The organism is Chryseobacterium sp. Leaf180 (assembly GCF_001424585.1).
GTDB lineage: Bacteria > Bacteroidota > Bacteroidia > Flavobacteriales > Weeksellaceae > Chryseobacterium.
Genome location: NZ_LMPJ01000010.1, coordinates 59,278 through 85,501, shown reverse-complemented (window position 1 = coordinate 85,501; position 26,224 = coordinate 59,278). Strand labels below are relative to the sequence as shown.

The following is a 26,224-nucleotide window of genomic DNA, read 5'->3' as shown; positions in this document are numbered from 1 at the left end:
TTAAAAAATATAGGGTAAACCAATAACGCCTGCAAAAAAGTATTTCCTAATAATATCAAAATAGATTGATACAAAGGTATTGGTGCATAAAAGGGAAATAATTTATTGAAAAATATTGCCGGAGCACTTGCTATAAATTTGATGATCAAAAGCGGATATTTTAAAAATTGAATTTGAATATCAATTAAAGACTGATCGTAAATAAAAACATAAATCAAATCAAATAACAAAACTCCGAAAAATAGTAAGAGAAATTTCTTCAACATTATTTGATTAAGTTTAAGCGTTAAATCCCTCAATAATTTTAGAGAAATCCTCCACTTTCAAAGCCGCACCGCCGATCAGACCGCCGTCGATATCAGGCTGAGAAAAAATTTCTTTGGCATTATCAGGCTTTACAGAACCGCCGTATAAAATCGAAATTTCGTCAGCAACTTCCTCTCCGTATTTTTCAGCAATAATTTTTCTGATGTGCGCATGAATTTCCTGTGCCTGCTCCGGAGATGCCGTTTCACCCGTTCCGATTGCCCAGACAGGTTCATAAGCGATTACCACTTTTTTAATTTCTTCAGCCGAAAGATCAAAGAGTGCTGTTTCAGTTTGCGTTTTTACCACATCAAGATGCTGTCCGCCTTTTCTCTGATCAAGCGTTTCACCGTTACAGTAAACCGGTGTCAAACCTTTCCCCAAAGCTTTTTTAATTTTTACCGCGCAGCTTTTGTCGTTTTCCTGGTGATACTGACGTCTTTCAGAATGCCCGATAAGTGATCCGTCAGCGTCAATCGATTTCAGCATATCTGCCGAAATTTCTCCTGTGTAGGCACCGCTGTCCTGAGCGCTCATATCCTGAGAGAATACACCGATTTCATTATTTTTAAACAGATCTTTAGCCATCATTAAATACAGAGAAGGCGGCGCGATCCACACCTCACACAGCGTGTTATGCTGCTTTTTATATTCCAGAAGCTGAATCATCAGTTCCTCTGCCTCGGCGGCATTTTTGTTCATTTTCCAGTTTCCGGCAACTATTTTTTTTCGCATGAGTTTATTATTTTAATTTTTTAGTTCATATTCCAAAGCTTCTTCAGCAATGTGTAGTACGTATGTTCTTCATCACTCACCACATCGTCAGCTTTAATGAGTGTCTTGGCAAACCTGATAAATTTTTTGCGTTCTTCCTCAGTCGAATCTTCCAGAAAACACTGTCCGTGAAACTCAAAATGGCTTTTCCAGTCTTCAGGTTTCAGAAGCGCAATGGTATCCAGTTCGTCATCAAGATCAATTTTAAAAGGAAATTCATCAGCCAGATATTGCTGAACAAGCATTCCTTCAGCGGGGGCAAATTCACCGTCTACAGATGAGAGAATCATTAAAAGGTGATAGCCTGCGATTGATTTATTAGATTTTTGCATAATATTAATTTTATTTTTGGTTTTACTCTTAATTAAATGTAAAGCTTAATCAACGTAGTCTTTCCCGGTAATTTTCCCGGTAATTTTTCCGTTTTCTAAAATCAAAACAAAAGGATTGCTCCTTGCAATAGTCTTGATTGCCGTTCCGTCCATCATCATGTTTTTCAGTTTTTTAAAAGTATTCTGATCGGTCGAGATGCCGTAGATCACAGCGTTTTTCTCTTTTGAAGCTTTCGTTTCTATCTGTGTTAAAAGTTCGGGCGAAGCGGCTTTTGGTGCATAAGAAAATATCAAAACCGCTCTTGGCGCTGCAAGAATCTGATCGGTAAGATCCTGTCCCGTCGGATCTTCGATTTTAAACTTGGCGATTTCAGATTTATAACCTTCTTTTACAAGCTTGGTTTCATTTTTACCTTCTTCGGTTTTCCAGGGTGTACCATCTTCCCAGTATTTCGTTTCTTTCACAAAATCGTCCTGATTTACCTTAATCACTTCACCGGTTTTTGTGTTTTTCAGCGAATAAAAAGTCTTGTATTCTGCAGGATCTTTCTGGATTTTTAGCTTCTCCGCTTTTAAATCAGTCCCCACTTTATAATCTCTGAAATCGATGATCGGTTCAGACAAAATTCCTCTTGCCATTACGAAAATCATTATACCGATAAAAATTCCGAAGACAAGCGATTTCGCGGTGTTGTTTTTCTGGCGTTCTTCACCGTAAAGATTTTCAGGTTTAAATTCGTCCTTATACATGATAAATAACGCAATCAGAGCTGCCAAAAGCACCATGTCTTTGGCAAAACTTTCCCACGGTGTGAATTTTATTGCGTCGCCAAAACATCCACAGTCGGTCACAACATTGAAATACGCTGAGTAAAATGTCAGAAACCCGAAGAATATACACAGAACAATCAGCGAAGTGATCGCAGCACGAAGTTTCAGTTTCAGCAAAAGCATAAAACCAAGGAAAAGTTCGAGCACAACAACAATCACCGAAAAAGCCAGCGCAAATTTTTCCAGAAACGGCAGATTAAAAACCGATGGTGAAAAATATTCTTCCATCTTGAAAGAAAAACCGACCAGATCGACCGCTTTTACAAACCCGGAAAGGATAAAAATGATGGCAACAGCGATTCGAAGGATATTTTTAAACATAGTTTTAATTTTTTTAGTTAAAATCAGCAGGTTTTTCACTGAATTTAATCAGACAGAAAACCGCGTAATTCAGCATGTCAAAATAGTTTGCATCCAAACCTTCAGACACGATCGTCTTGCCGGCGTTATCTTCAATCTGCTTAGTACGCAGCACTTTTTGGTAGATAAGATCGGTAATGGATGAAATTCTCATCTCGCGCCAAGCCTCACCGTAATCGTGGTTTTTCTTCTCCATCAGTTGTTGCGCTTCTGCTGCAAAACGGTCGTAGAGTTTCAGAATTTCGTCAGCATTTTCATTAAACTGATCAGCAAAACCTTTTTCAAGCTGAATAAGTGCGATGATGGAATAATTGACGATGGCAATAAATTCACTTTCTTCGCTTTCATCGATCATCTGCAGTTCGGTCATTTGCAGCGTCCGGATTCTGCTTACTTTAATGAAAATCTGATCGGTAATAGAACTTGGCCGCAAAACACGCCATGCCGCACCATAATCCTGAAGTTTTTTAGAAAAAAGGTCCCGGCATTCTGAGATAATCCGGCTGTACTGCTCCGTCGTTTGCTGCATAATTTTGATAATAGCCCAAATATACAAATTACGTTTCAGCCGAGCCGTTTTGCGCCGGAGATTTTCAGCATTTTAATTAATTTTTAAACCTTTTTATCTGAAAATACGACCGTTTTCAACAGTAAATATTCTGTTTTTTCAGAGGTAATATTTCAGTATTTTTGCCTGAATTATTCTAAAAACATTTCATTTTCAATGCCTCCTGAAAATATTTCGCCAGCATTTCATTCCATCAGTTGCCGCGGCAGATTAATCGATCTTTCTACGCCAAAAATTATGGGAATTCTCAATCTCACGCCTGATTCTTTTTCGGATGGCGGAAAGTTTAATGATAAAAATGCAGCTTTGAAACATGCTGAGGAAATGGTAAATGCCGGAGCTTCTATCATCGATATCGGCGCCCAGTCTACACGGCCAAATGCCGAATTTCTCACCAGTCAGCAGGAAATTGAGAGAATCTCAACCGTAATAAGTGACATTAAAAAAGAGTTTCCTGAAGTTTTAATTTCGTTGGATACTTTTCTTTCTGAAACAGTAAAATTTGGTTTTGATGAAGGAATTGACATCATCAATGATATTTCCGGCGGACAGTTTGATGAAAAAATGTTTGATGTTGTCGCAAAGACAAAGCTTCCCTACATTTTGATGAATATCAATCAGTCATATAATGAAATGCATCACAAAGAATTTTTCCCTGATATCACGCTGAAACTCAATCAGTATTTTTCAAAAAAAATAAAAGATTTATTACAGAAAGGAATTCATGATATTATTCTCGATCCGGGTTTTGGATTCGGAAAAACGGTTGATGAACAGATGAAAATGATTGATGAAGTACAGTTCCTCGGATTCGGCGAATATCCATTGCTGATCGGCATTTCGAGAAAATCCTTTATCTACAAACCGCTGAATAAATCGCCTTTGGAAATCAACGGCATTACGCAGAAACTTCACCTGAAAGTTCTCAGACAAGGCGTAAAAATCCTGCGCGTGCACGACGTGGCAGAAGCCGCAAAAACGGTTGATATTTATCTTAATTCATAAAAAAAATGCCTTTCAGATGAAAGGCATTTATATTTAAAATCCAAGAAGTTTAAGCTTAAACTGTATTGCAAAATTATCTTTAAATCGCGGCGTCTGATAATGTCCTACACGATAGAAAAAGCCGAGATTAAACTGTGTAGAAAGGAAATTATTCCATTCCAGACCGACTTCGTTGTATAGATGATCCAGTTTTTCGAATTCAAACTGATGATATTCCGGGTTTTTCATGTCGCCGATTGTCCCACGGTAAATCAAATCAAAACTGGAAACATTCTTTCCAAAACTTTTAAAATACCACGGAATTCTGTGTGTAAAATAAGCGCCGACTACTTTATCGTTAAAATATTTTCCGCCCTGCATGGTGGCAAAGCCCAGATACGAAGCGAGATTTAAGTTCAGTCCTTCATTGCCTTTTCCAAGACCGTTCATCGTAAAGTTTTTCCAGATCGGCGCGTCACCGATGACGATCCCACCATATAAACGAACGCCCGTAACACCTAAAGTAGTTTTAAAATTAGTCACTACCAAAGCGTCAAAACGGCTGAAATTAAAATCTCCACCCAGCGTTTTATAGCCCTGTTCGTAGTTTACAAAAAACTGAGGCAAATTATCTTCAAACGTATATTTTCCGTTTGGTGTCATGATGTTTTTCGCGTTTGGAGCATATTTTAAAGTAATGGTCGAAGTCGTCATTTCAAATTCTCTTCCCAAACCGCGATAGTTGTATGCAAATTTTGCGTCGTCTTCTGTGCGGCGTGCAGCCACATTTACCGTCAGTGAGTTGGTAAGATCGTTTTCGTAACTGACTCTGAATCCTTCATAACCGTAAAAAACGCTGTTATTCAAAGCCACACCCGAATTCATAAGTTTCATTCTGAAGTTCCATAGATTTTCAGAAAAACGTCCGGCAACCGCAACGTCATTAAAGTATTCCACTCTGAAAACAGAGTTTTTTTCTAAAGTCGTGCGGATATCGACTCCTGCTCCAAATTTAAATTTACGGTCGTAAATTCCGTATGCAACATACGCATCAGGTGAAATATATTTGCTGAACTGATCATTCAGTTTGGCATTCAGACCAAAACGCAGGTGCTCATATTTGTTGTAGCCAATCACTTCCGCAAGATCAAAATCAACCATACCTTTTCGGTATTTTCCTTTAAGAATTCCGCTGAGAAATCTCGCCCGCTGATCAAGTTTGTACGTTCCGCTCACGCTGTCGATCACCGTATAAGAATTCTTTTCCCGCTCCGTCAGTTCCTCAGTTCTGTACTGATTTATAGAAGTTCCGTCAGCTTTTTCCACATTTATGGTATAACCACGAAACTCTGCTGCTTTCTCATCAATCGGTGTTTTTACATCAAAATAATCAGCGTTCACAAATGCATAGATCCCGAATTTTTTGCGGTCTGCATTTTCTTTTTCCCTTTCGCTTTTATCTGTTCCCTTGCGGTCTCTGTTTCGGTCGAAGATAGAAGCCGGCATTTTGATTTTAAAATTCTCTTTTTCCAGAAACCACTTGTTGTTTACCGGTTTCCAGATGCTTACAATGCTGCCTTCACTTTTTATTTTGCTGTTGCTTTCAATCTTTTTCACCGCATAAGAATCAGCATCAATGTAAAGATAGCCGTTGTATTTTCTGCGGTTCACCGGTTCTTTGTAGTCAACCTGACGGAACCGGATGACATAGTTTTTTCTGCCGTCAATTTCTATAGAATCCGTCAGGAAAAACCGGTACAGATTTCTGTTTTCTTCCTGAATTTCCCTCGGCATTTTGTTTTTATTGGATCTGAAAGCGATAAGCTCATAAATCGGCTCATTCAGACCTGCAATTTTATTGTCGAGGATATTTATTTTTTCGCCGTATTTTTTTGAATATAAATTCTCAGCAGCACGTTCCCAAAGGAAGATTTTGCTTTCACCCGAAAGTTTCATCAGGTTTAAAGCATCGATAGAATCTTTTTTCTCCTGCGCTTTCATCGGCTGCTTCGGAAGTTTTCGAAGCGAATCAATTCTATTCGCCATAAAACGCTGATAGGCGCGGATGCTGTCTTCATCTAGATCCAGTGAAACTTTTTCGTACGATTTAAACGAATAAGAATCTAGACTTAAAGGAGAATTCTGTTTGTAATTTTCGTTAACCTTTCTGAGGATTTCAAGAGCGCGCGGATCACTTTCATCTTTTAAAACAACTGTTTCAATGTTTTGCGTCTTAGCAACTTCCTTTGCCAGAAAAACTTCCATCAGCTTGTCCTGCACCACATCTTCCGGATAAAATCCTCGTGCGGTAACCTTCATCTGCTGACATTTATCACGGAAACTGAAAACACCTGAAGCGTCTGTTTTTCCTAATGTTTTCTTGTCGCAGCTCACGGTGGCATTAGCGACGGGAAGATTGTCTCCGGTGGTTTTTACAATGATTTTTGACTGAGAAAATGCACTGATGCAGATCGTGGAAAGCATCAGAGAGAGTATTTTTTTCATAAGCGTGTTTGCAATGATTATCAGTTTAAAATCGCGCTAAAGCGGGTTTGTCTTTAACTAAATTTTAACAAAATTAGGCATCGCAAAAAAAGTGCCGCGAATGTAATCTTATAATAGGTGAGCCGAATAAATCAGTTCATTCTTGATTGTTTTTCAGCAAATTCTTTAGAAAAGGTCACGCGGTCTTCTTCCAGTTTTTCTTTGTCTTTTGGCAGTAGGTAACTGAATAAAACCAGATTTTCCTCATCCAGAAAAATAAGTTCTTTCTCTTCGCCGTCAATCATCTGTGCAAAAATTTCCCACATCGAGGTGTCTTTTAATCTGAGCAGTTCAAAAAAAGGCTGTGCCTGTATTTCTATGGTTTTCATGTGTTTATATTTAAAATTCTAAAAGTTTCAGCTTAAACTGTACCGCAAAATTTTCTGCAAAAGTGCTGGTTGTATAATGTCCCACGCGGTAAAAAAAGCCGAGATTGAAGTAGGAAGATAGAAAATTATTCCATTCCACGCCAACTTCCTGATAAAGATGATCGAGTTTTTGAAAGCGGAAATCGTGATATTCCGGATGTCTCATATCGCCGATTGTGCCACGCAAAACAAAATCAAAACTCGAAATGTTTTTTCCGAAACTTTTAAAATAGAACGGAATTTTGTGCGTCACGTAATACGCCATAAAACGGTCGTTATAATATTTTCCGCCTTCGAGTGTCGCAAAACCGAGATACGAAGTCAGGTTAAAATTGAGATCGCGGCTCGGTGAGGCAAGTCCGTTTGTTGTAAAATGTTTCCAGATTGGTGCATTTCCCAAAACGATTCCGCCGTAAAAGCGCACGCCTGTATTTCCGATAAATGTTTTAAAATTCTGAACAAAAAGCGCATCAAATCTCGTGTAATTAAAATCCCCGCCAAACAGTCTGAAACTTTGTTCGTAATTAAAATACAGTTCGGGATAACGCTGTTCGACGACTGATTTTCCCTGCGGCGTCATAATGTTGGTCGATTTCGGAGAATATTTTAGCGTAACAAGTGTGTTGAAATTCTCAAATTCACTTCCCACGTTCCGAAATGAATAATTGAATTTTGCATCTTCGCGGTTTCTGCTGGCTGCAACCACGAGTGTCAGACCATTTGTAATGTCGTTGAGATATGAAAGCGAAACGCCGCGAAAACCGTAATAGTTATCATTGTTCAGATTATTTCCGTAGTTCATCATTCTCATTTTAAACGTCCACAGTCGGCGGTAAAATTCGCCTGAAGCGTTTACATCATCATAATATTCAAGACGGAAAAACTCATTTTTATCAAGCCTCGTTTTCATATCAAGCCCGATTCCGTACTTGTACGTCTGGTCTTTTGTACCGAAAGCAATGTAGTAATCTGGCGAGAAATAGCGGTCAAAATTTTCATTCAGTTTTGCCTTCAAACCAACTCTGAAACCTTCGTACATATTATAATTGACAACCTCACCAATATCAAAATCGATACTTCCCGCCCGCAGTTGTCCGTTGAATAATGCAGTGAGAATTCGCGCTTTGCGGTCGATATTAAATTTTTTTCCGAGGCTGTCGATGGTTTTGTAGGTATTTCTTTCACGGAGGGTCAGCGGCTCGGTCCGGTACTGATTCAGCGTATGACCGTTCGCATTTTTCACCGTAAAAGTATAGCCTCCAAATTGGCTTCTGTCTCGATCAACCGGCGACTGAAAATCGAAATAGCGTGATGTAAGATAGGCGTACGTTCCAAAGTTTTTTCGGTCGGAAAGTCTTTTCTCCGGCGAATCGCTGCTTTTTTCCAGAACCATACGGCTCATCCGGATTTTTACATTTTCTTCCTGGAGAAACCATTTGTTTTCGAAAAAAATCCAGGTACTGGAGATGTTGGCTTCGCTTTTTTCGCGGCTCGTATTTTCAATTTTTTTAATACCGTAGGTTTCTGTGTCTACGTAAATATACCCGCTGAACTTTCTTTTTTTAGCGTTTTTATTATAAGAAATTTCGCGGAAACGAATGACAAAATTCTGCCGGCCGCCGATCTCAATCGTATCGGTAAGATAAAAACGGTAAAGACCGCGGTTTTCCTGTTTGATCTGATCCGGAATTTTTTCGCGGTTTCCCTGTAGCGCGATCAGTTCGTAAACCGGCTGTTTCAGACCGGAAATACGGTTGTCGAGAATGTTGATTTTTTCACCATATTTTTCCGAATACAGAAATTCCTGAGCGCGTTCCCAGAGAAATAGTTTGCTGTGCGCAAAGATTTTTCTTGCCGAAACCTCATTCATCGAATCTTTTTTCGGGTTTCTTCTGAAAATTCCGAATTCATTAAAAGCATTACGGTAATCAGAAATACTGTCCTGATCGAGATCGAGAGAGATTTTTTCATACGAACGGAAAGCGTAGGATGGGAGACTTTTGGGAGAATTGTAGGTGTAGTTTTTTTCTACATTTCTCAGAATCTCGAGTGCCTGAGGATCGCTTTGGTCGCGTAAGATAACAGTTTCAATGTTCGTTGTTTTAATGGTGTCGTCTGCTGTTCGGCTTTTTTTAGAATCATTTTTGGAGGTCAGAATTTTTTGTTCACCACGACCGGTAAGGATTTTAGACTGCGAAAAACCAAAGAAGATGATAACGGTAAAAAGTAAGGCAAAAACCTTTTTCATAACTGAAATTCCATTCAAAATTAGTCAATTATAATTTTTTCAAAGACAGTTCAGGTTTAAATTTTAATGATTTAAAACATCAAAAAAGCGTCCCCAGGATTGAAAGACGCTTAAATGTTTAATTTACCTTAAAATTACCGGTCGGTAAGCGAATTCAGAAAGCTGATTATCTGCTTCATTTCCTTATCCGTAAGATTCAGTTTGCTGTCAGACAGTGTTTGGTTTTCTACGGCTAATCCCAAACCTTTTCCGCCGCCTTCGTTGTAAAATTTCATGACCTCTTCGAGCGTTTTGTAACCGCCGTTGTGCATGTACGGAGCCGTTTTGGCGATATTTCGGAGGGTCGGTGTTTTAAAAGAACGCTGGAGAAATTCTACAGTCTGATGAAATTTTCCGCGGCCGGGGTCGCTGTCTGCTTTTTTATTGCTGCCGTCAGTTGCGATTCCTAAAACTTCCTGCTCGGTTTTCGAATAATTCGGGGGAACAGTTCCGTTGAAAATTGGCAGAAAATGACAGATGGCACACTGCGCTTTTCCCATAAACAGATTAAAACCTTTCTTCTGATCTTCTGAAAGTGCGTTCTGATCACCTCTCATATACGCATCAAAATCAGAATTGAACGTGGCCAGTGAGCGGATATAACTCGCCAGAACATTCTGAAGCTGCCAGCTTTCGACATTTTTAGACTTGAAAATTTTCGTAAAAAACTGCCGGTAGCGACTGTTTTTATTGATTTTTGCAATAATCGTCTGCATGTCGCCGTGCATTTCCTCTTTATTGGTGATCACATCGCTGCTTTGCCCTTCAAGATCGTCTTTCCGCATGTCCCAAAACTGGCCGTGCTGCAGCGAAGAATAGTTGAGCGAAGGCGTATTCCTTGCCAGAGCTACATTTTCCAGAGACATCGATTTGGCTTCGCCGTCAGTGAAGGCTTTTTTTGCATCGTGACAACTTGCACAACTTCGCGTATTGTTATTGGAAAGAATTTTATCATTAAAAAGTTGTTTTCCAAGCTGCACTTTTTCGTCAGACATGGCGTATTCTTTTCCGGGAACAAAAGCGTCTACATCAAACACATTTTTAGCATAAAAACTCGACGCATTTTTCTTCAGAGCCGTCGTCACCTCAACATCCGGAATGTTTTCTTCTTTTTTAAATTCGAGAAGCGCCTCAGAAATTTTATTCAGATACTCCGGAATAAACCCAATATAATCGAAACTGTTTTTATCCGGATTCTTCTTCAGTTCCAGAATAGCGGCGTCAATCTGCTGACTGATTTTTTGTAAAGAATTTCCATCCGAATTTTCATGGTGAATCATTTTCAGAGCAGACTTCACACTTTCAAGAGCAAAAGGCATTTCACGGAGAAAATTGCCCGAAACCGGCGTATCAAATCCGGCAATTCCCAAACTTGAAATTCTGAAAACCTGCTGTCTCACCGCATCAAAAACCTGATCTCTGCTCACCGATATCACCGCAAAATTGGCTTTTACGGTATTGCTTTTATTGGTGAGTTTTTTCAGAATGCGCAGAAGTTCATCTTTATTTTCAGCATCGTACGGATACATCATCTCTTCAATAACCTGTAATCCTTCAGGCTCCAAAACGGTATGTTCCTCCATTTCTATTTCAGGAAGCGCCGGCCCGTTGATAAACCGTGCAGTGGTCGGCAGAAAATATTCTACGGCCCATTCCATTTTCTTGTAGGTAATCCGCAGGGCATCGAATTTCTGCTGAAGAATTTTCTCTTCTGAATCTTTAGCGACCAGACTTTCAAGTTCATTAATCTCGCTTAAAAAAATACGGTTGGTTTCAAAAATATTTTTTTTAACGGAAATAAGGTCGTTTTCTATAGGTTTCTGGGCTTTTTCACACTGCAGAATGCCAAAAAGAGAAAAAAGGCTTAAAAGAAAAATGCAGAACGGATATTTAGCAATCACTTTCATAGGATATGAAAAAGCATCAGCAGAAGATTCTGCTGATACCTTTGTTTAATTAACATTAAAATAAATTATCTCTGTACGTTTCTGATCAAAATGATCTGTCCGCCTTCTTTGTTGGTATTCACCCCTGCGCCGTCTGCATTTTTAAATGCATCTTTCTGCCATGTGTGAGAGTGAATATTTACCGCGAAGGTATTTGGAACACCGATGATGTCTGATACATCGACCATCGCGCCATATTCCCATGATCCGAATTTCTGTAAATTTCCAGACTGGTTGTAAGCGGTTTGCCATGCAGAATCGGTACGGTTGTGCTTCATATTCAGCCACGGCTTATACTGCTTTGTCGAGATATTCAGCTGCCAGATGTAAGAATCATGTTTTGCTCCCGGATAATAAGAATCTCCGTCTTCCTGAATATACACGTAGTTTTCCGTTACGCAAAGGTTATCAGGATTGGTAAGATTGTTCCCGGGATCAGAATCGCCTTCTGCCACCACCTCAAGTTTGCCGGTCAGCATATTGCTTTCATTTAAAACCAGTTTGTACACACGTCCCCACATCGTCAGTCCCGGTTTTGGATTTACACCGTCAGAAGATTCTCCGGTTGCAGTGAAGTAGATTTCTCTTCCTTTTCCGGCACCTTTGCGGTAATCTACATCTTCAACTCTCGAAAAACGGATCGCATTGATGTCAAGATTTTTCTGGTTGATCTGTGCACCTGTTAAACTTTTGGCATTTGGGATTTCCACAAACTCTACGTCGTACTGAGACCCCTTTGTCATATTGGTTTCCGTTGTATTGTTGTTGGTTCTTTTTAGAGAATACAGTTTTCCGTTATCAAGATCGCCCTGTGTGTTGGCAACATACATAATCAACTGACCTGCCGACTGGTGAGAAGTAGAGTACGACTGATCTTCACCGATCAGCACATATGTTTTTCCGTTGGAGACGTCTTTAGGCAAAGGCACTGCATTTTCCATAGAAGCTTTTCCAAGTGCCGGTTTTACGCGCGTCTGGTCTGAAGCGGAAGAAGCCGGAGACATAGGATTGATCGCATGTACCATACTTTCTTCACCGGATTCTCCTGCCGTAAGAAATGCACTGAAACCGTGTTCCTGAGGTGTAGCCAAAGTTGCAGAACAAAGTCTTGTCATTCCGCCGATCCCGTTAAGGATATATTCGCCTTTTACAGGCTTGAAACTTTTATCTAAATAAACGCGCGAAACCGATTGGGTGATTTCGTGGTTGGTGATCATCAGGTAACCGTCTGAGTTGGGATCTTTCATGATTCCCATACCGTCTGGCTGACCGGCAAAGACAAAATTCGGCGACTGCGGAAGAACGTCTGAGCTGGAGATAAGCGTTGAAATGTTCATGCTTTCAAAACCGCTCATTGGATAGGCAAAAGCCGGCTCTTTAGAGAAATTGTCAAACTTGATGTTTTCGTTGATGTTGCTTTCTGCAACTTCGGTTTCATCTTTACAGCTCTGAAGCGCTATTACCGATAAAAACAAAACAGCTACTGAATACTTAATTTTCATATACTTTTTATAGTTTTAATTTGATGCAAAACTATACGTCTGATATGAACACAACTTTACGCCGGCAATACTATAAAATTAATTTTTAGCCTTAAATTAATGCTGAACATTACGCCAATCGTAATAATTAGAATGGTTTCAAATAAAAAAAGCCGACAGATAAATGTCGGCTTTCTATTTGGATGAACGTATTACTTGCTTAGCTGCATCATTACCTGCATGGCTCTCTTCTCCAGCTGAGATTTTGGGATCTGGCTGTTTTCAATCTCAATAAACGAAAAATAGCGGTCAGTTTCTGTGAGAAGTGCAAAACCGGTTTTCTTTATGCCTTCATTCAGATAATTGTAACTGATGTATTTGACATCTTTTTTATCAATAATATTTTTGATGTTGCTGAGTTCTCTGCTCTTTTTTACGGCTTTAAAATTGTCGGTAAGATCGCCGCTGCCTTCATAACTGTGCATTAAAATCGTCGTGTTATCCGGCATTTTCACCGCAAGATTCAGCGTGTCATCGTAATTTTTCTGAATAAAACTGTTTTTATCAACCTTTAGAGAAGCCGTTAAATCTAATGAAAGCAGCGAATCTTTATCTGTTTTCATAACCTTATAAAAATTCATCTGCGAATCATTTAGCTTGCTGATGCTGTCATAATTTTGATAAAAAAGATTATTCGATGCCTTCTCTCTAGTTTTCTCCTGAATCCTTCTGCCTTCCTGCAAACTTGTTACCATCCGCTGGTAATTTTCATCATGATCAAGACTGCGGTAGGAAGATTTACCACACATCATGGCAATTCTTATGAGCGCGAAAAGCAGAAGTCCGACGGTGAGAACGGTTCGCCAGAATGATTTGCTTTCCATTTTTATTTTAGATCTTCTTTCGTGATCACGATTTCTTTCACAAGATTCCCCTTGCTGTCGTTGTACACGTATCTCAGTTTGCTCACGCCAAGAACCGAAGATTTATTCAGAATATTACGGATTTCCGGAGATCTCAGCATTTCGTCTTTCATCATCTTTTCTGCACCCGCTGTTTTCAAGCCGGGGATAATCGCATCAGGAACCTCATTCGTATAAACGATATTGTTATCGGCATCTGCTTTAATGCTTAGGATTTTTACACCAGTTGCCTGATCTGTAATAGGAAGATTTTTATTAAAAGTTTCAAGAAGCTCATTCAGCTGGCTCGTCGTCGGTTTTTCACCTTTTCCGATAGCCTTTAGATCAACATTTGATTTTTCGATATTGCTTTTGTCAAGCGTTTTTGCGCTGATGATATTCTGATTCACATCACGTATTCTCAGGTTAAATTTCACGCCTTCGTTTACCAGTTCTTTCCCGGTGTTGTCAGACTCGATTACTTTTCCGATCAGATCAGGAATAGAAGAGCCGACCAACTGGGTTTCCAGCGCATCTTTCTGCAGCGTGGTGTTGATGGTGATATCGATCACGCCGTCCGCAGATTTTTCAGCTTTGGTCGAAGAAATCATCGGATTGTTGATCATGCCGGATGAACGGTTGTACATCGCCACAAAATCATTGATCTTATCTTCTTTCGATTTACACGAGAAAAGCAGCAGGGCAGTCATTAAAATAAAGACAAAGTTTTTCATAGAATTTTTTTTGAAAGATACCAAAAATCAGCGGCGTGTGATGTAATGTGGTAGCGATTAGTTCGTGAAATTGAATTTAATTTTCACACCGATATTTTCTTTAAACACATCCGTCTGATAATGCCCGAGTCGGTACGAAAATCCGATCCCGTAACTGGTGCCCAAAAATCGGTTCCAGACAAGACCGACTTCCTGATAATAATGATCCAGTGCCCGAAAAGTAAACTGATGGTCAGTTCTGTTTTTAAAATCTCCTATCGCTCCCTGATATTCGAGATCAATGCTGGAGAGACTTCTTCCGATCGTTCTGAATCTGAAGGGCAGTGTCTGAGAAAGTTTAAACGCGGCAAATTTATCGGCAAAGAAAGTTCCCGATGGCATCGTGGCAAATCCCAGGTTGGAAGGCGTGCTGAGATAATCAGTCACTTTTTCTGCGCTGAAGTCGCGCTGGCCGGCAATTTCAAAATTCTTCCAGATAGGCGCCGTGCCTGAAGAAAGACCTCCGAAAAGTTTGATGTTGGTCGTCCCGAGTTTTGATTTAAACTGATGAATCATCAAAGCGTCTACTCGGTAATAATTCAGGTCGCTACCAAAAGCCTTTACTCCTTTTTCAAAATTGGCAAAAAACTGCGGAAACTTTTTCTCAAAGGTATATTTCCCGCTCGGCGTCATGATGTTTTTATCGTTCGGTGAATATTTTAAAGATAAAGTGGCACTCGCATTCTCAAAAACATTACCAAGATTTCGGTACTGATAATCAAAAAGAGCTTCCTGTTTTTCTCTGTTTAAAGCGATTTTCACCGTAAATGAATTCGAAACATCATACAGATACGACGCGCCAAATTTCTGACTGCTGTAAAAACGGTCGTTGTGAAGATCCAAACCGAGGTCGGTGATTTTCATCGGCATGTCCCAGAGATGATTGCTGAATCTTCCTGCCGCAAAGACATCATCCACATAATCGATTCTGAAAATGGAAGTTCTCTTCTGCGAAAGCTTCACATCAAGACCAAAACCGTACTTCCAGGTATGGTCTTTAAAACCGTACCCAAAATACGCATCCGGCGAGAACGTTTTGCTGAATGTCTCGTTCAGTTTCAGTCCGGCTCCCAGACGTACACCCTGGTATTTATCGTAGCTGAAAAATTTGGTAATATCAAAATCAATCATCTTGTAGCGCAGATTTCCACGGAGAAGCTGGGTGAAGAAAGAAAGTTTCTTTTCAAAATCATGCTTTTCCACAAAACTGTCGAGATTCACATACGTGGCACTTTCTCTGGCCGTCAGGCTGTCGGTTCGGTATTGATTTAGAAGGCTTCCGTCGGCATTTTTCATCTCAAGAGAATAGCCTTTATAGTCGGCGGCTTTCTGCTCGCTGTTCGGGTTAAAATCAAAAAACCGGTTTTTTACGTACAGATAGTTTCCGAATTTTTTCCTGTTGAATTTCGGTTTTTCTCCCGGTTTTATGCTGTCTTTTTTTGACGTTTCAAAAGCATCAGAGCCCACTTTCAGGCGCAGATCTTCGTAATCCAGAAACCATTTGTTTTCGATGGGTTTCCATACAGAGACGATGTTTCCGTCGTTGATTTTTTTGCTCGTACTTTCAAATTTTTTCAGTGCAAAATTTTCGGCATCCACATAGATTTTCCCGTTGAATTTTCTGGGGTTCTGCTTTTTCTGATCGGTGATTTCTTTAAACTTGATCACGTATGTTTTTCTGCCTTCCAGCTGTATCGTGTCGCTCATGTAATAATGATAGAGCTTCCTGTTTTCCGGGCGGAGCTGTCGCGGAACCCGGTTGAGACTCGAAATATTCAGAGCCAGTGCTTCATAAACCGGATTTTTTAATCCCGACATTCTGTTGTCTATAATGTTGGTTTTCTCGCCGTATTTCTGGGAAAATTTATGCTCTGTTGCGCGTTCCCAGAGAAACTTCTGCGCATTCTCTACCGATGTCAACAGTTCTTCGCCCATCAGCGAGTCTTTTTTCTCTTTGGCATCCTGTTTAAATTCCCTTTTCACCGCCGTCAGAGAATCTTTCCTGCGCGCGAGAAACGTGGTGTAGGCATCCACAGAATCCTGGTCTACATCAAGCGACAGTTTAGAATACGATTTGAAATCATACGACTCCAGCGATTTTGGGGAATTCTCTTTCGCGCGTTTATTCACCTCATCCAGCATCTTCAGGGCGCGCGGGTCGCTTTTATCGGTAATAATGACCTTTTCGATGTTGTCGAGTTTCTCCGAAAGCGGACTGAGTCCTACTTCCATCGATTTCTTCACATCCACGATGGCATCCGCAAAATTGCTGGCAATGATTTCCACTTTGCCGCATTTCGTTTTAAAGCTCAGAGTGCCTGCCGTATTGGTTTTTCCCAGCAGCGCATCATCGCAGTATACGGCAGCATTGTACACCGGTTTCCCCGTTTTCTTGTGCACCACCTTCAGCTGATTCTGTGCAAAAACCAGCGCGACGCACAAAAGAAAAAGAGCGGATAAAAGTTTTTTCATGAAAGTAGATTAGTTTCGCACAAAACTATCAAAACGCCCGATACAATCGATGTGGTGAATGTATAATGTTTTGTTAAAATAAATCACAGTAATCTGGATAACTTCTTAAACTGAAAGACTGCTTTACAAAATCTATTTATGTTGATGCTTAATAACAGCAAATGTCTTTGGCTAAATTAATGATAGCTGAATTTTTATTTTTCATACTTTTATCAAAAGTCAGATCGATCACAGAATTATCCAATCTTACCGTATGTCAAAAGCATTATATATTTTTTTTCTCTTGTTTGTAATCGGTATTTTCTCCGTTGCGTATGCGCAGAATACAGATAAGGAAATATTGAAAGAATATCAGAGAATTGAACATTTAAAAAATCTAAAGAAAGACAGCGTTATACAGATTCGTGGAGAAGATTTTAATCTGGGAAGCACTGCCGATGAAAAAAGATACAGAATCTACCGTGAGAAAGAGCGGATTGTAAAAATGGAGTATGAGGAGATCAATATAGGCTACCGCCTATGGAAGAGAACGACCACTTTGTATTTGAAAAATGATATACCAATTTTTATTTTAGAAAAGAAAGATGCGGTGATCACCTATAATCGGGAAAGTGGTGAGGAATCTAAACCCTATAAGCAGTCCGAAGAAATCTATGTATACGACTGGAAAAACGAAAAGTCTAAAACACTTAGTTACGGAAAGGTTATGATTCCACAGTACAGAATCTGTAGCATGTGTTATGATAAACTGATCAGTGAGGTTAAAAATGCTGTCGCTTTGGAGTAATTAGATATTGACTACGAAGAAGATTTCGATAAACCGTTTATCGATGCAAAATAAGGAAAATTCCTGCGCAATACGAAGGCGTGATTGAGCACAGCTATTATCATCCGGGACAGATTTCGCTGATTAAAAAATGATCTGTCTGTGATTTAACGTTAACATTTAAATCGTAAAAAAACATCCATGAAAATCCCGACAATACACGGCTACATCGAGCGCAGAATTTTAATCAACTTCACCGCCGAGCCGCACGTAGTGCAAAACATTCTTCCCAAACCATTTCGTCCGAAACTCTTTAATAACAAAGCCATTGTCGGAATATGCCTCATTCGCTTGAAAGATATAAAGCCGAAAGGTTTCCCCGATTTTATGGGCATAAACTCTGAGAACGGTGCACATCGGATTGCCGTAGAGTGGGATGAAGACGGCGAAACTAAAACAGGTGTCTATATACCGCGCCGCGATACGTCACTGAAATTGAATGCGCTGGTGGGTGGCCGCATATTTCCCGGCAAACATGAGCAGGCAGATTTTGAGGTGAAAGAAGCTGAGGGAAAATATCATGTCGGCTTTACGAGTACAGACGGAACGCAGATTGTGATCGATGCCGCAGAAACAGATGTATTTCCTTCCGGATCTGTATTCAAAACGCTGGATAACGCGTCTCAGTTTTTTGAAAGCGGTGATCTGGGGTATTCACCAAACAGAAATACCTTCGAAGGGCTCAGACTGAAAGCATACAGCTGGAAAGTGCGTCCGCTGAATGTACAGTCTGTGAAATCGAGCTTTTTTGAGGATCCCGAAATTTTTCCGGCAGGAAGCATACAGTTTGACAACGCTTTGCTGATGACCGATATCGAACACGAATGGATTGCTGCATCTATGAAACTGAAGGAGTAATCTGTAAAAAAGAAAATACATCAGACCGAAATAGGTTGCTTAAGTCATTGGGCAACCCTTTTATTAAATCATAGTATAGGTAACACGTTGTTATTTATTACCGGGAGGCCGCCAATCAGACGCTGAAAATCCCACTCGCAAACAGAAATCCGGCTCCAGCAATCAGACATTTTGCTTGTGCGGATAGTAATCTTGCTCAGGCGAACAGTAATCTCGCTCCGGCGGGCAGTGTTCTTGCTCCAGCGGGTAGTGTTCTTGCTCCAGCGGGTAGTGTTTTTGCTCCGGCGAGTAGTAATCTCGCTCCTGCGAACAGTGATCTTGCTCCGGCGGGTAGTGATCTAGCTCTGGCAAGTAGTGATCTAGCTTAAGAAATTTTGTTAAAGACTGTTAAAATTCAACAATTCGTCACTTCGCGTGTTTTTCGTAATACAGCAAAGAAAAATATATTGAGCACTTCCACAAACGGAAACACACCAAACAAAAAAGGCTGCCCAATCTCTCAGACAACCTTCATGTATCAATATAAATTTCTTACGCCTTACTTCCGCCGCCTCTCGCTGCCAGAGCAACAATCAGAACTAGGATGATCACGCCCGCGATCCACACAATCGGATTCGAAATCCAGCCTGCGGAGCCTCCTTTATCTACATTAACGTCGACATTCAGATCCGCAGCTTTTTCCTGAGCATTCGCCATCACGACAGCAAAATTGGTCACTAATGCAAGTACTGCAACTTGGATTTTTGAAAGAAAATTTGACTTTTTCATAATTTTAGGATATTTAGTTTATATTAAGTTTACTAGTTTATTGTAAAAACTTGTGATAAGATGTAATCTGTTTAACACTAATTATTCCAAAAGTGGTGTTATTGCAGAAAATGTGAGTTTTTGTGGTATTGGAGTGATCTTTTTAAGATTAAGTTTCTTTTAGATATTCACTTATTACCGGTGAAACTATGGGAATTTAAAGGTAATTTTATCTTTATTTAAAACTGATTAAGTACAGGTGAAATGATGAAAATTATCAAAAAAATAAATTGCGGAAATTCTCCTAAAATGGAAGTCTTAAAAAACCTGACCATCGCCATCGCGGAAAAGGATCATAATTTTATTTCTGATTGTATTTCTGAAGATGTAGTATGCACATGGGTTGGTGATAAAAAAATTAAAGGTAAAAATGAATTTTTATCGGTGATAAAAACGAAGGCTGATAAGGAAATTTCTGAACTCATAATTGAACAGATTTTATCACACGGTAAAGAAGGCGCAGTATGTGGTGTAAAACTGATGACCAGTGGCGAGCGATATGCCTTTTCAGATTTTTATATTTTTAAAAACGCCAAAGGGCAGGAAATAATTTCCATAAAATCGCATGTGATAAAAGAATGATCTTGTTTAAGAATTTAAACAAATGAATAAGAAATTTCATGGATCGGAACTAATGAAAGATATACTTAAACTGTTTGTTGTAGTGAATCTATTGCACTCATGTGCCAAAAACGAGCAAAGCATATTTAGTAAATTTAAAGATGACTTTTATTCAGCAGCAAAAAATACAGGAGCTGAAAAATTTGAATATCAGTTCGATGGTTTGATGCCGCAAACCTCCTTTTTTGTCGGTTGTCAGCTAAAATTTTTAAGCATTAAAAGCCATGGAGAACTGACCTCTACAGAAAGTTTAATTTATTTTGAAGATGATTCGATATCTGAAATCATTGAACATATCGAGATTTTTGAGGGTAATGATGGTGGAGAAACCGCCGGCCGTTCAGGGAAATTAGAAAGTGATTCAGTCATAATCAACGATTTTCAGAGCAGGACCAAAAAATCTTTTCTCAACAGCAAACTGGTAACATCCGGAAAATTAAAAAAGAAAGCTTTCACGGAATATATTTACACGGTAAAAAAATGTACTGAAAAACAATTTAAATGTGTTCCCTGATACTTTACATACAAAAAATCCCTCTCAAAAAATGAAAGGGATTTTATATTGATATTAATAAAGTATGCTACACATTCAGCGCCTTCTGATACGCATTCTCCAAACCGTCGAGGTTTTTTCCTCCAGCCGTAGCAAAACCCGGATTGCCGCCGCCGCCGCCCTGAATTTCTTTGGCTAAATCTTTCACAATGGTTCCTGCCTGATAACTTGTAGCCAAATCATCCGAAATGCCCACCGTAATCATCGGTTTGCCGTCGTAATCCGACAGGACAATCGTTACCGAAGTCGGGATTTCTCTCTTCAGCTGAAACACAATATCTTTCACCGAAGCCGCATCCAGCGATGTTTTCTTTACCAGAAGCTGTTTGTCGCCTTTATGCTCGTACGCGGTCTTCCAGTCGCCGATTTCGCCTTTTGCTTTTTCTTTTTTCAGAGATTCCACTTCAGATTTTAAAGCTGAATTTTCTTCGATTAATTTCTCAATCGATTTGACAATATCTTTAGATTTCAGCAATTGAGAAAGTTCAGCAACCTGCTTTTCCAGACTCTTGAAATACTCTTCAGATTGGTCTCCGGAAATCGCCTCAATTCTTCTGATTCCTGCCGCAGCTGAACTTTCAGAATTGATTTTAAAATGACCGATTTCGCTCGTGCTTTTCACATGCGTTCCGCCACACAGTTCCTTAGAAGTTCCAAACTGGATCATTCTCACACTGTCGCCATATTTTTCGCCAAACAATGCCATTGCACCTTTGTCAATCGCCTCCTGAATCGGGATATTTCTGAACTCTTGCAAAGCAATATTTTCTTTAATTTTAGCATTGACTTTCTCTTCAATTAAAGTCAATTCTTCCTCCGTCATTTTACTGAAATGCGAGAAGTCGAAACGAAGGTAATCAGGACCGACGAATGAACCTTTCTGCTCAACGTGAGTTCCCAAAACTTCTCTTAAAGCTTCGTGCAATAAGTGCGTAACAGAGTGATTGGCCTGAGAATTTTTCCTTTCGCTTGCATTTACTTTAGCATAGAAAACTGCTCCGGCATCTTTCGGAAGTCCGTTAATAAGGGAAATAATTAATCCGTTTTCCTTTTTAGTTTCCAGAACTTCGAAGCTTTCAACGGCATTTTCCAGAACGCCTTTATCACCAATTTGTCCACCACCTTCGGGATAGAAAGGGGAGTTGCTCAATACGATTTGATAAAATTCGCCGTCTTTATTTTCTACTTTTCTGTATCTTGTAATGTAAGTTTCAGATTCAATTTTGTCGTAACCTACAAAGTTTTCAGGCTTTTCTTCCAAAACAACCCAGTCGTACACTTTTGAAGCAGAGTCTTTTTTGGAGCGTTGTTTTTGCTTTGCCATTTCAGCTTCGAAACCGGCTTCATCAATGGTCAAACCTTTTTCCTCTGCGATAATTCTCGTTAAATCATCCGGGAAACCATAAGTGTCGTACAGTTCGAAAACTTCTACACTTGGTAAAACTTTAGAACCATCAGCAAATGTCTGCTGGATTAATTTTTCAACTCTCAATAAACCGTTTTCAATGGTTTTTAAGAAAGATTCTTCTTCGCTTTTAATGACTTCAGTAACTAATTTACCTTGCTTTTCAAGCTCTGGGAAGAATTTCCCCATTTGGTTTTGAAGAACGGCAACCAGTTCAAAAAGGAAAGGTTCTTTTCTGTCTAAAAATCGGTAAGCGTAAGAAATTCCTCTTCTCAAAATTCTTCTGATCACATAACCGGCACCTCCGTTGGAAGGCAGCTGTCCGTCTGCAATGGCAAACGAAACCGCTCTGATGTGGTCTACCACAACACGGATGGCAATGTCTTTTTCATCCGTTAAAATTCCTGTATATTTTTTTCCTGAAAGTTCTTCAACCTTAGCAATCAAAGGTGTGAAAACATCAGTGTCGTAATTGGATTCTTTCTGCTGTAAAGCCATACAGAGACGCTCGAAGCCCATTCCGGTATCGATGTGTTTTGCAGGAAGATTTTCCAGAGAACCGTCTGCTTTTCTGTTGAACTGCATGAAAACCAAGTTCCAGATTTCCACAACCTGAGGATGATCATTATTCACCAATTCCAAACCGGAAATTTTAGCTTTCTCTTCGAGAGTTCTCAAGTCTACATGAATTTCTGAACAAGGCCCGCAAGGTCCGCTGGCACCCATTTCCCAGAAATTATCTTTTTTGTTTCCGTTGATAATTCGGTCTTCAGAAACAAATTGTTTCCACAAATCATAAGCTTCGGTATCTCTTTCAAGATTTTCTTTTTCGTCCCCTTCAAAAATGGTCACGTAAAGATTTTCTTTAGGAATTCTGTACACTTCCGTCAACAGTTCCCAAGCCCAGGTAATGGCTTCTTTTTTGAAATAATCGCCAAAAGACCAGTTCCCCAACATTTCAAACATCGTGTGGTGATACGTGTCACGACCTACATCATCCAGATCATTGTGCTTTCCGGAAACCCTTAAACACTTTTGAGTATCAGCAATTCTTGAGGCTTTAGGCTCTTTATATCCTAAAAAGTAATCTTTAAACTGCGTCATTCCTGAGTTGGAAAACATCAGCGTTGGATCATCTTTAAGCACAATCGGCGCTGAGGGAACGATGAGGTGGTTTTTACTTTTAAAATAGTCTAAAAACTGTTGTCTTATTTCCTGTGAAGTCATAGTGGTTGCTTTTGGCTAATTGCTTTTGGCTTTCAGCTTTTTTTGATGGGCAAATTTAATATTTTTAAGTGATTGAAAGGCTACACTTGATGGCAATATCAATGTTTGAGAAGGAAACAACGGGAAAATATTTAAACTTAAATTGCATCATGTCACTTACCAAACTTTTTCACCGTACTTTTCGTATATAAAAGGAGATTTAGATAATTAAAGGAGATTCAGATCAGATTTAATCTTTGCGTGAAATTTGCATCTAAAACTTTGTCTACGGAAAATGTAAACTGAAATGAAAAATAATAATAAAGAAAAAATGAAAAATATTTTAATGCTATTCGGGCTCTTTCTCGGTATCGCTGTTTTTGCAGCAGGCTGCGGAGATTCAGCAAAAACTAAATCAACAGAACCCAAAAAAGAAAATGAAAAAATGATGGAGTCTAAAAATGTAAAAGAAGTTTATTTCGCCGGCGGATGTTTCTGGGGAACCGAGCATCTGTTTCAGCAGGTGAGAGGCGTCGTAGGAACAGAAGTGGGTTATGCTAATGGGAAAACCAAAAATCCTACGTACGAAGAAGTGATCAGCCACAGCACGGGTTTTACAGAAACGGTAAAGGTAAAATATGATGCCGATGAAGTGGATTTGAAACTGTTGATCGGTCTTTATTTTAAATCGATTGATCCAACGACGTTAAACCGTCAGGGAAATGATGTAGGCGACAATTACCGAAGCGGAATTTATTTTACCGATAAAAATACAGAAGCCATCGTAAAAGCTGAGGTGCAGAAGCTGGCTAAAAATTATTCTAAACCGGTGGTAGTAGAAGTCGAAACTTTAAAAAACTTCTACAGAGCTGAGGATTATCATCAGGATTATCTGAATGCAAACCCTGGCGGATATTGCCACATCGAACCGGGATTGTTCGAAGAAGCTAAAAAAGCAAACCCGCCAAAAGCGAAAAAATAGAAAAGAAAAGTTGCCGGAAGGCAGCTTTTTTTAGTTTAAAAACCTTTAATGCTGAAGATGGATCAGCAAGGCATTGGTCAACCTCGGGAACAAATATATTCTTTCCTGAAATCATTGGTTTAAAATTAATTAAAAAAGTGACCCGAAACCGAGCCACTTAAATTTAATCCTTTAATCATAGGAAAAATTACCAGTCTCTTCTTTTTAAAATCCAGTAAGAACCTAAGATAAAAATCACGCACCAGACGATGCATGCAATAAGGCTTTCTGTCGGGTACGTAAATTCGTATTTTCCGCCCATCGCTTTCATCATATTCAGTCTTAATATCGGGTTGGGAATCAGGCTCGACATGCTTTTCAAAGGCAGAAGTTTGCTGTACAGAAACTGACTTTTTACCATCTGTATATTTTCAGGAGATTTTGTCGCAGAGATTTTTGTCCACGTTTCAACGCTGCCGATGATGGATTCGCCAATCCAGATAACGAAAAAAGCCAGAAAAACAAATACCGATTTTCTCAGTAAAACCGAGAGGAATAGCAGGAAACAGAAGAATGAAAAAAGTTTAATGAAATAGTTTCCGACAAAAAATATTTCCTTGAAAATCATTGCCGAATCGGTCACTTTCGAATACGACTTTCCTAAAAATAAGGTGATTACAAAAACAATAACCGTAGAAATTAAAGTAAAAATCGTTATTGTAAGAAGTTTTGAACTGATAAATTCTTCGCGGCTCAATCCGTCGATCAGATTTTGCTTAAACATCCGGTTGCTGAATTCCTGCGAGATAGAAAAAACGATAATCAGGCCTGGAAATATTTTCAAAAGTCCTACGATGTACGTCGTAAAATTCCATATTCCCGGGAAATCATACATTCCCTGCTGTTTCAGATTGACAGAACCGCCGAAAACGTTGAGATCGGCAAGCCCGATGAAAAGTAAAATAATTAAAATGGCAAAATAGAGAATCGTGAAAACTCTGAAAGGTAAATAATTCAGGTTTTTATAATATTCGAGTTTTAAAAGTTTGGTCATGATCTGTTGTTTTTTACGAGTTCGAGGAATTGGCTTTCCAGAGATTCTTTTTTCCTGGAAAGATGCGAAAGGAAAATGCCTTTTTCTGCAAGTTTTTGATTTAATCCGGATGCAGAAACTGTTGCATCCGCGCGAACAATTGCTTTGATAAATTCTCCTTCGGTTTTCACCGACGAAAACCAATGCAGTTTTTCTAAAGCAGCTGATAGAGCAGAATTATTATCGGCTTTCAGTTCGAAAAATCCTGCGTTGGCCGTCATTTCGTCGACACGGCCGCAGAAAAGTGCGTTTCCTTCTTTCAAAACAATGACGTGGCTGCAGATTTTTTCGATCTCGTCTAAAAGGTGGCTCGCGATAATAATGGTGATTCCTTTTTTGGAAATATCCCCGATGATTTCACGGATCTGAATAATCCCTTCGGGATCCAAACCATTAGTCGGTTCATCTAAAATTAAAACTTCAGGATTATTCAGAAGCGACGAAGCGATTGCCAGACGCTGTTTCATTCCCAGAGAAAAAGTTTTAAACGCGTCTTTTTTTCTTTCTGAAAGACCGACCAGTTGCAGCACTTCGTCAATTCGTGAATATGGAGTTCCCTTGATTTCCGCGACGATTTTAAGATTGGTTTCTGCGCTGAGGTACGGATAAAAGTTGGGCTGCTCGATAATTGCGCCGATTCTTTTCAGTGTATCGGTATCGGTGCCTTTCTTTCCAAACCAAAACCAGTCGCCTGATGTAGGATTTATAGTGGAAAGAAGCATTCCGAAGGTTGTGGATTTTCCGCTGCCGTTTGGCCCGAGAAGTCCGTAGACATTGCCTTTCTCTACATCAAAAGAGATGTTGTTTACAACAACTCTTTTGAATTTTTTAGTCAGATTTTTAACTGATAAAATTTTTTCCATCTATTTTTTATTGTAAGCCAGGTAAGTTTCCCTTTTTCTTGAATTCTTACAGAAGTTTCGAAATTTATAAGAGAAAACGGGCAGTTAAGAGTTATTGATTGGG

21 protein-coding genes and 1 pseudogene are annotated in these 26,224 nt (G+C 39.5%); 6 read left to right on the top strand and 16 right to left on the bottom strand.

Translation table 11 applies throughout. The annotated features are described in order from the left end of the window. Positions 1-279 precede the first annotated feature (279 nt). The 4 genes from tpiA to ASG01_RS11465 are packed head-to-tail and all read right to left on the bottom strand — an operon-like array spanning position 280 to position 3,132. Positions 280-1,041 carry a triose-phosphate isomerase gene (gene tpiA, locus ASG01_RS11480; protein ID WP_055863755.1) on the bottom strand — a complete coding sequence of 254 codons (762 nt, stop codon included), beginning with the start codon at positions 1,039-1,041 and terminating at the stop codon, positions 280-282. A gap of 20 nt (positions 1,042-1,061) precedes the next feature. After that, the gene (locus ASG01_RS11475) at positions 1,062-1,412 is read right to left on the bottom strand and encodes a TerB family tellurite resistance protein (RefSeq protein ID WP_055863753.1); all 351 of its coding nucleotides are present in this window, start codon (positions 1,410-1,412) and stop codon (positions 1,062-1,064) included. A 45-nt stretch (positions 1,413-1,457) separates the two neighbouring features. Next, positions 1,458-2,564, bottom strand: a complete 1,107-nt coding sequence (locus ASG01_RS11470; protein WP_055864264.1) for a BT_3928 family protein — start codon at positions 2,562-2,564, stop codon at positions 1,458-1,460. Positions 2,565-2,577: 13 nt separating this feature from the next. Further along, complete coding sequence (locus ASG01_RS11465) at positions 2,578-3,132, bottom strand: DUF1599 domain-containing protein (RefSeq protein ID WP_055863751.1); 555 nt, start codon at positions 3,130-3,132, stop codon at positions 2,578-2,580. A 195-nt stretch (positions 3,133-3,327) separates the two neighbouring features. On the opposite strand from ASG01_RS11465, the gene folP reads away from it, so the two are divergent. Then, positions 3,328-4,176, top strand: coding sequence for a dihydropteroate synthase (gene folP, locus ASG01_RS11460; RefSeq protein ID WP_055863749.1), 849 nt, complete (start codon positions 3,328-3,330; stop codon positions 4,174-4,176). Between the two features lie 33 nt (positions 4,177-4,209). On the opposite strand, the gene ASG01_RS11455 is transcribed toward folP, so the two are convergent. From ASG01_RS11455 to ASG01_RS11420, 8 genes are all read right to left on the bottom strand, one after another. Next, complete coding sequence (locus ASG01_RS11455) at positions 4,210-6,660, bottom strand: DUF5686 family protein (RefSeq protein ID WP_055863747.1); 2,451 nt, start codon at positions 6,658-6,660, stop codon at positions 4,210-4,212. Positions 6,661-6,791: 131 nt separating this feature from the next. Further along, on the bottom strand, positions 6,792-7,028 hold the full coding sequence (locus ASG01_RS11450; RefSeq protein WP_055863745.1) for a hypothetical protein: 237 nt from the start codon (positions 7,026-7,028) through the stop codon (positions 6,792-6,794). Between the two features lie 10 nt (positions 7,029-7,038). Further along, the gene (locus ASG01_RS11445; protein ID WP_055863743.1) at positions 7,039-9,315 is read right to left on the bottom strand and encodes a hypothetical protein; all 2,277 of its coding nucleotides are present in this window, start codon (positions 9,313-9,315) and stop codon (positions 7,039-7,041) included. Between the two features lie 134 nt (positions 9,316-9,449). After that, positions 9,450-11,261: a cytochrome-c peroxidase gene (locus ASG01_RS11440; protein WP_055863741.1), complete on the bottom strand. Its 1,812-nt coding sequence runs from the start codon at positions 11,259-11,261 to the stop codon at positions 9,450-9,452. A 65-nt stretch (positions 11,262-11,326) separates the two neighbouring features. Further along, on the bottom strand, positions 11,327-12,802 hold the full coding sequence (locus tag ASG01_RS11435) for a hypothetical protein (protein ID WP_055863739.1): 1,476 nt from the start codon (positions 12,800-12,802) through the stop codon (positions 11,327-11,329). A gap of 191 nt (positions 12,803-12,993) precedes the next feature. Next, positions 12,994-13,665, bottom strand: a complete 672-nt coding sequence (locus ASG01_RS11430; protein ID WP_055863737.1) for a hypothetical protein — start codon at positions 13,663-13,665, stop codon at positions 12,994-12,996. Between the two features lie 2 nt (positions 13,666-13,667). Further along, on the bottom strand, positions 13,668-14,417 hold the full coding sequence (locus ASG01_RS11425) for a hypothetical protein (RefSeq protein WP_055863735.1): 750 nt from the start codon (positions 14,415-14,417) through the stop codon (positions 13,668-13,670). A gap of 57 nt (positions 14,418-14,474) precedes the next feature. After that, positions 14,475-16,928 (bottom strand): DUF5686 family protein, encoded by a 2,454-nt coding sequence (locus ASG01_RS11420; RefSeq protein ID WP_055863733.1) that lies wholly within the window; start codon positions 16,926-16,928, stop codon positions 14,475-14,477. Positions 16,929-17,181: 253 nt separating this feature from the next. On the opposite strand from ASG01_RS11420, the gene ASG01_RS11415 reads away from it, so the two are divergent. After that, positions 17,182-17,715: a hypothetical protein gene (locus ASG01_RS11415; protein WP_055863732.1), complete on the top strand. Its 534-nt coding sequence runs from the start codon at positions 17,182-17,184 to the stop codon at positions 17,713-17,715. A gap of 180 nt (positions 17,716-17,895) precedes the next feature. Continuing rightward, the gene (locus ASG01_RS11410) at positions 17,896-18,612 is read left to right on the top strand and encodes a DUF2071 domain-containing protein (protein ID WP_055863730.1); all 717 of its coding nucleotides are present in this window, start codon (positions 17,896-17,898) and stop codon (positions 18,610-18,612) included. A 531-nt stretch (positions 18,613-19,143) separates the two neighbouring features. On the opposite strand, the gene ASG01_RS11405 is transcribed toward ASG01_RS11410, so the two are convergent. Next, positions 19,144-19,380: a hypothetical protein gene (locus ASG01_RS11405; protein ID WP_055863727.1), complete on the bottom strand. Its 237-nt coding sequence runs from the start codon at positions 19,378-19,380 to the stop codon at positions 19,144-19,146. Between the two features lie 243 nt (positions 19,381-19,623). Between ASG01_RS11405 and ASG01_RS11400 the strand changes: the two genes are divergently transcribed. Next, positions 19,624-20,001, top strand: coding sequence for a hypothetical protein (locus ASG01_RS11400; protein WP_055863725.1), 378 nt, complete (start codon positions 19,624-19,626; stop codon positions 19,999-20,001). Between the two features lie 52 nt (positions 20,002-20,053). Continuing rightward, positions 20,054-20,554 carry a hypothetical protein gene (locus ASG01_RS11395; protein ID WP_055863723.1) on the top strand — a complete coding sequence of 167 codons (501 nt, stop codon included), beginning with the start codon at positions 20,054-20,056 and terminating at the stop codon, positions 20,552-20,554. 67 nt (positions 20,555-20,621) lie between these two features. Here ASG01_RS11395 and alaS read toward each other — a convergent pair whose 3' ends face one another. Next, on the bottom strand, positions 20,622-23,225 hold the full coding sequence (alaS, locus tag ASG01_RS11390; RefSeq protein WP_055863721.1) for an alanine--tRNA ligase: 2,604 nt from the start codon (positions 23,223-23,225) through the stop codon (positions 20,622-20,624). A gap of 424 nt (positions 23,226-23,649) precedes the next feature. On the opposite strand from alaS, the pseudogene msrA reads away from it, so the two are divergent. Beyond that, positions 23,650-24,177: pseudogene (msrA, locus tag ASG01_RS11385) on the top strand (peptide-methionine (S)-S-oxide reductase MsrA); the annotation flags it as partial. 196 nt (positions 24,178-24,373) lie between these two features. On the opposite strand, the gene ASG01_RS11380 reads toward msrA, so the two are convergent. Further along, positions 24,374-25,219, bottom strand: coding sequence for an ABC transporter permease subunit (locus ASG01_RS11380; RefSeq protein ID WP_055863719.1), 846 nt, complete (start codon positions 25,217-25,219; stop codon positions 24,374-24,376). Beyond that, positions 25,216-26,121 carry an ABC transporter ATP-binding protein gene (locus tag ASG01_RS11375; protein WP_055863717.1) on the bottom strand — a complete coding sequence of 302 codons (906 nt, stop codon included), beginning with the start codon at positions 26,119-26,121 and terminating at the stop codon, positions 25,216-25,218. Before ASG01_RS11375 ends, ASG01_RS11380 begins: the two co-directional genes overlap by 4 nt. Positions 26,122-26,224 lie beyond the last annotated feature (103 nt).

Bases quoted from the DNA above. Each gene is read 5' to 3' on its own strand.
- ASG01_RS11465 (WP_055863751.1), bottom strand. From the start codon at position 3,132: ATGCAGCAAACGACGGAGCAGTACAGCCGGATTATCTCAGAATGCCGG.
- tpiA (WP_055863755.1), bottom strand. From the start codon at position 1,041: ATGCGAAAAAAAATAGTTGCCGGAAACTGGAAAATGAACAAAAATGCC.
- ASG01_RS11425 (WP_055863735.1), bottom strand. From the start codon at position 14,417: ATGAAAAACTTTGTCTTTATTTTAATGACTGCCCTGCTGCTTTTCTCG.
- ASG01_RS11430 (WP_055863737.1), bottom strand. From the start codon at position 13,665: ATGGAAAGCAAATCATTCTGGCGAACCGTTCTCACCGTCGGACTTCTG.
- ASG01_RS11400 (WP_055863725.1), top strand. From the start codon at position 19,624: ATGATGAAAATTATCAAAAAAATAAATTGCGGAAATTCTCCTAAAATG.
- ASG01_RS11445 (WP_055863743.1), bottom strand. From the start codon at position 9,315: ATGAAAAAGGTTTTTGCCTTACTTTTTACCGTTATCATCTTCTTTGGT.
- ASG01_RS11410 (WP_055863730.1), top strand. From the start codon at position 17,896: ATGAAAATCCCGACAATACACGGCTACATCGAGCGCAGAATTTTAATC.
- ASG01_RS11405 (WP_055863727.1), bottom strand. From the start codon at position 19,380: ATGAAAAAGTCAAATTTTCTTTCAAAAATCCAAGTTGCAGTACTTGCA.
- ASG01_RS11395 (WP_055863723.1), top strand. From the start codon at position 20,054: ATGAAAGATATACTTAAACTGTTTGTTGTAGTGAATCTATTGCACTCA.
- ASG01_RS11435 (WP_055863739.1), bottom strand. From the start codon at position 12,802: ATGAAAATTAAGTATTCAGTAGCTGTTTTGTTTTTATCGGTAATAGCG.
- ASG01_RS11475 (WP_055863753.1), bottom strand. From the start codon at position 1,412: ATGCAAAAATCTAATAAATCAATCGCAGGCTATCACCTTTTAATGATT.
- ASG01_RS11440 (WP_055863741.1), bottom strand. From the start codon at position 11,261: ATGAAAGTGATTGCTAAATATCCGTTCTGCATTTTTCTTTTAAGCCTT.
- ASG01_RS11380 (WP_055863719.1), bottom strand. From the start codon at position 25,219: ATGACCAAACTTTTAAAACTCGAATATTATAAAAACCTGAATTATTTA.
- ASG01_RS11375 (WP_055863717.1), bottom strand. From the start codon at position 26,121: ATGGAAAAAATTTTATCAGTTAAAAATCTGACTAAAAAATTCAAAAGA.
- ASG01_RS11420 (WP_055863733.1), bottom strand. From the start codon at position 16,928: ATGAAAAAACTTTTATCCGCTCTTTTTCTTTTGTGCGTCGCGCTGGTT.
- ASG01_RS11455 (WP_055863747.1), bottom strand. From the start codon at position 6,660: ATGAAAAAAATACTCTCTCTGATGCTTTCCACGATCTGCATCAGTGCA.
- alaS (WP_055863721.1), bottom strand. From the start codon at position 23,225: ATGACTTCACAGGAAATAAGACAACAGTTTTTAGACTATTTTAAAAGT.
- folP (WP_055863749.1), top strand. From the start codon at position 3,328: ATGCCTCCTGAAAATATTTCGCCAGCATTTCATTCCATCAGTTGCCGC.
- ASG01_RS11415 (WP_055863732.1), top strand. From the start codon at position 17,182: ATGTCAAAAGCATTATATATTTTTTTTCTCTTGTTTGTAATCGGTATT.
- ASG01_RS11470 (WP_055864264.1), bottom strand. From the start codon at position 2,564: ATGTTTAAAAATATCCTTCGAATCGCTGTTGCCATCATTTTTATCCTT.
- ASG01_RS11450 (WP_055863745.1), bottom strand. From the start codon at position 7,028: ATGAAAACCATAGAAATACAGGCACAGCCTTTTTTTGAACTGCTCAGA.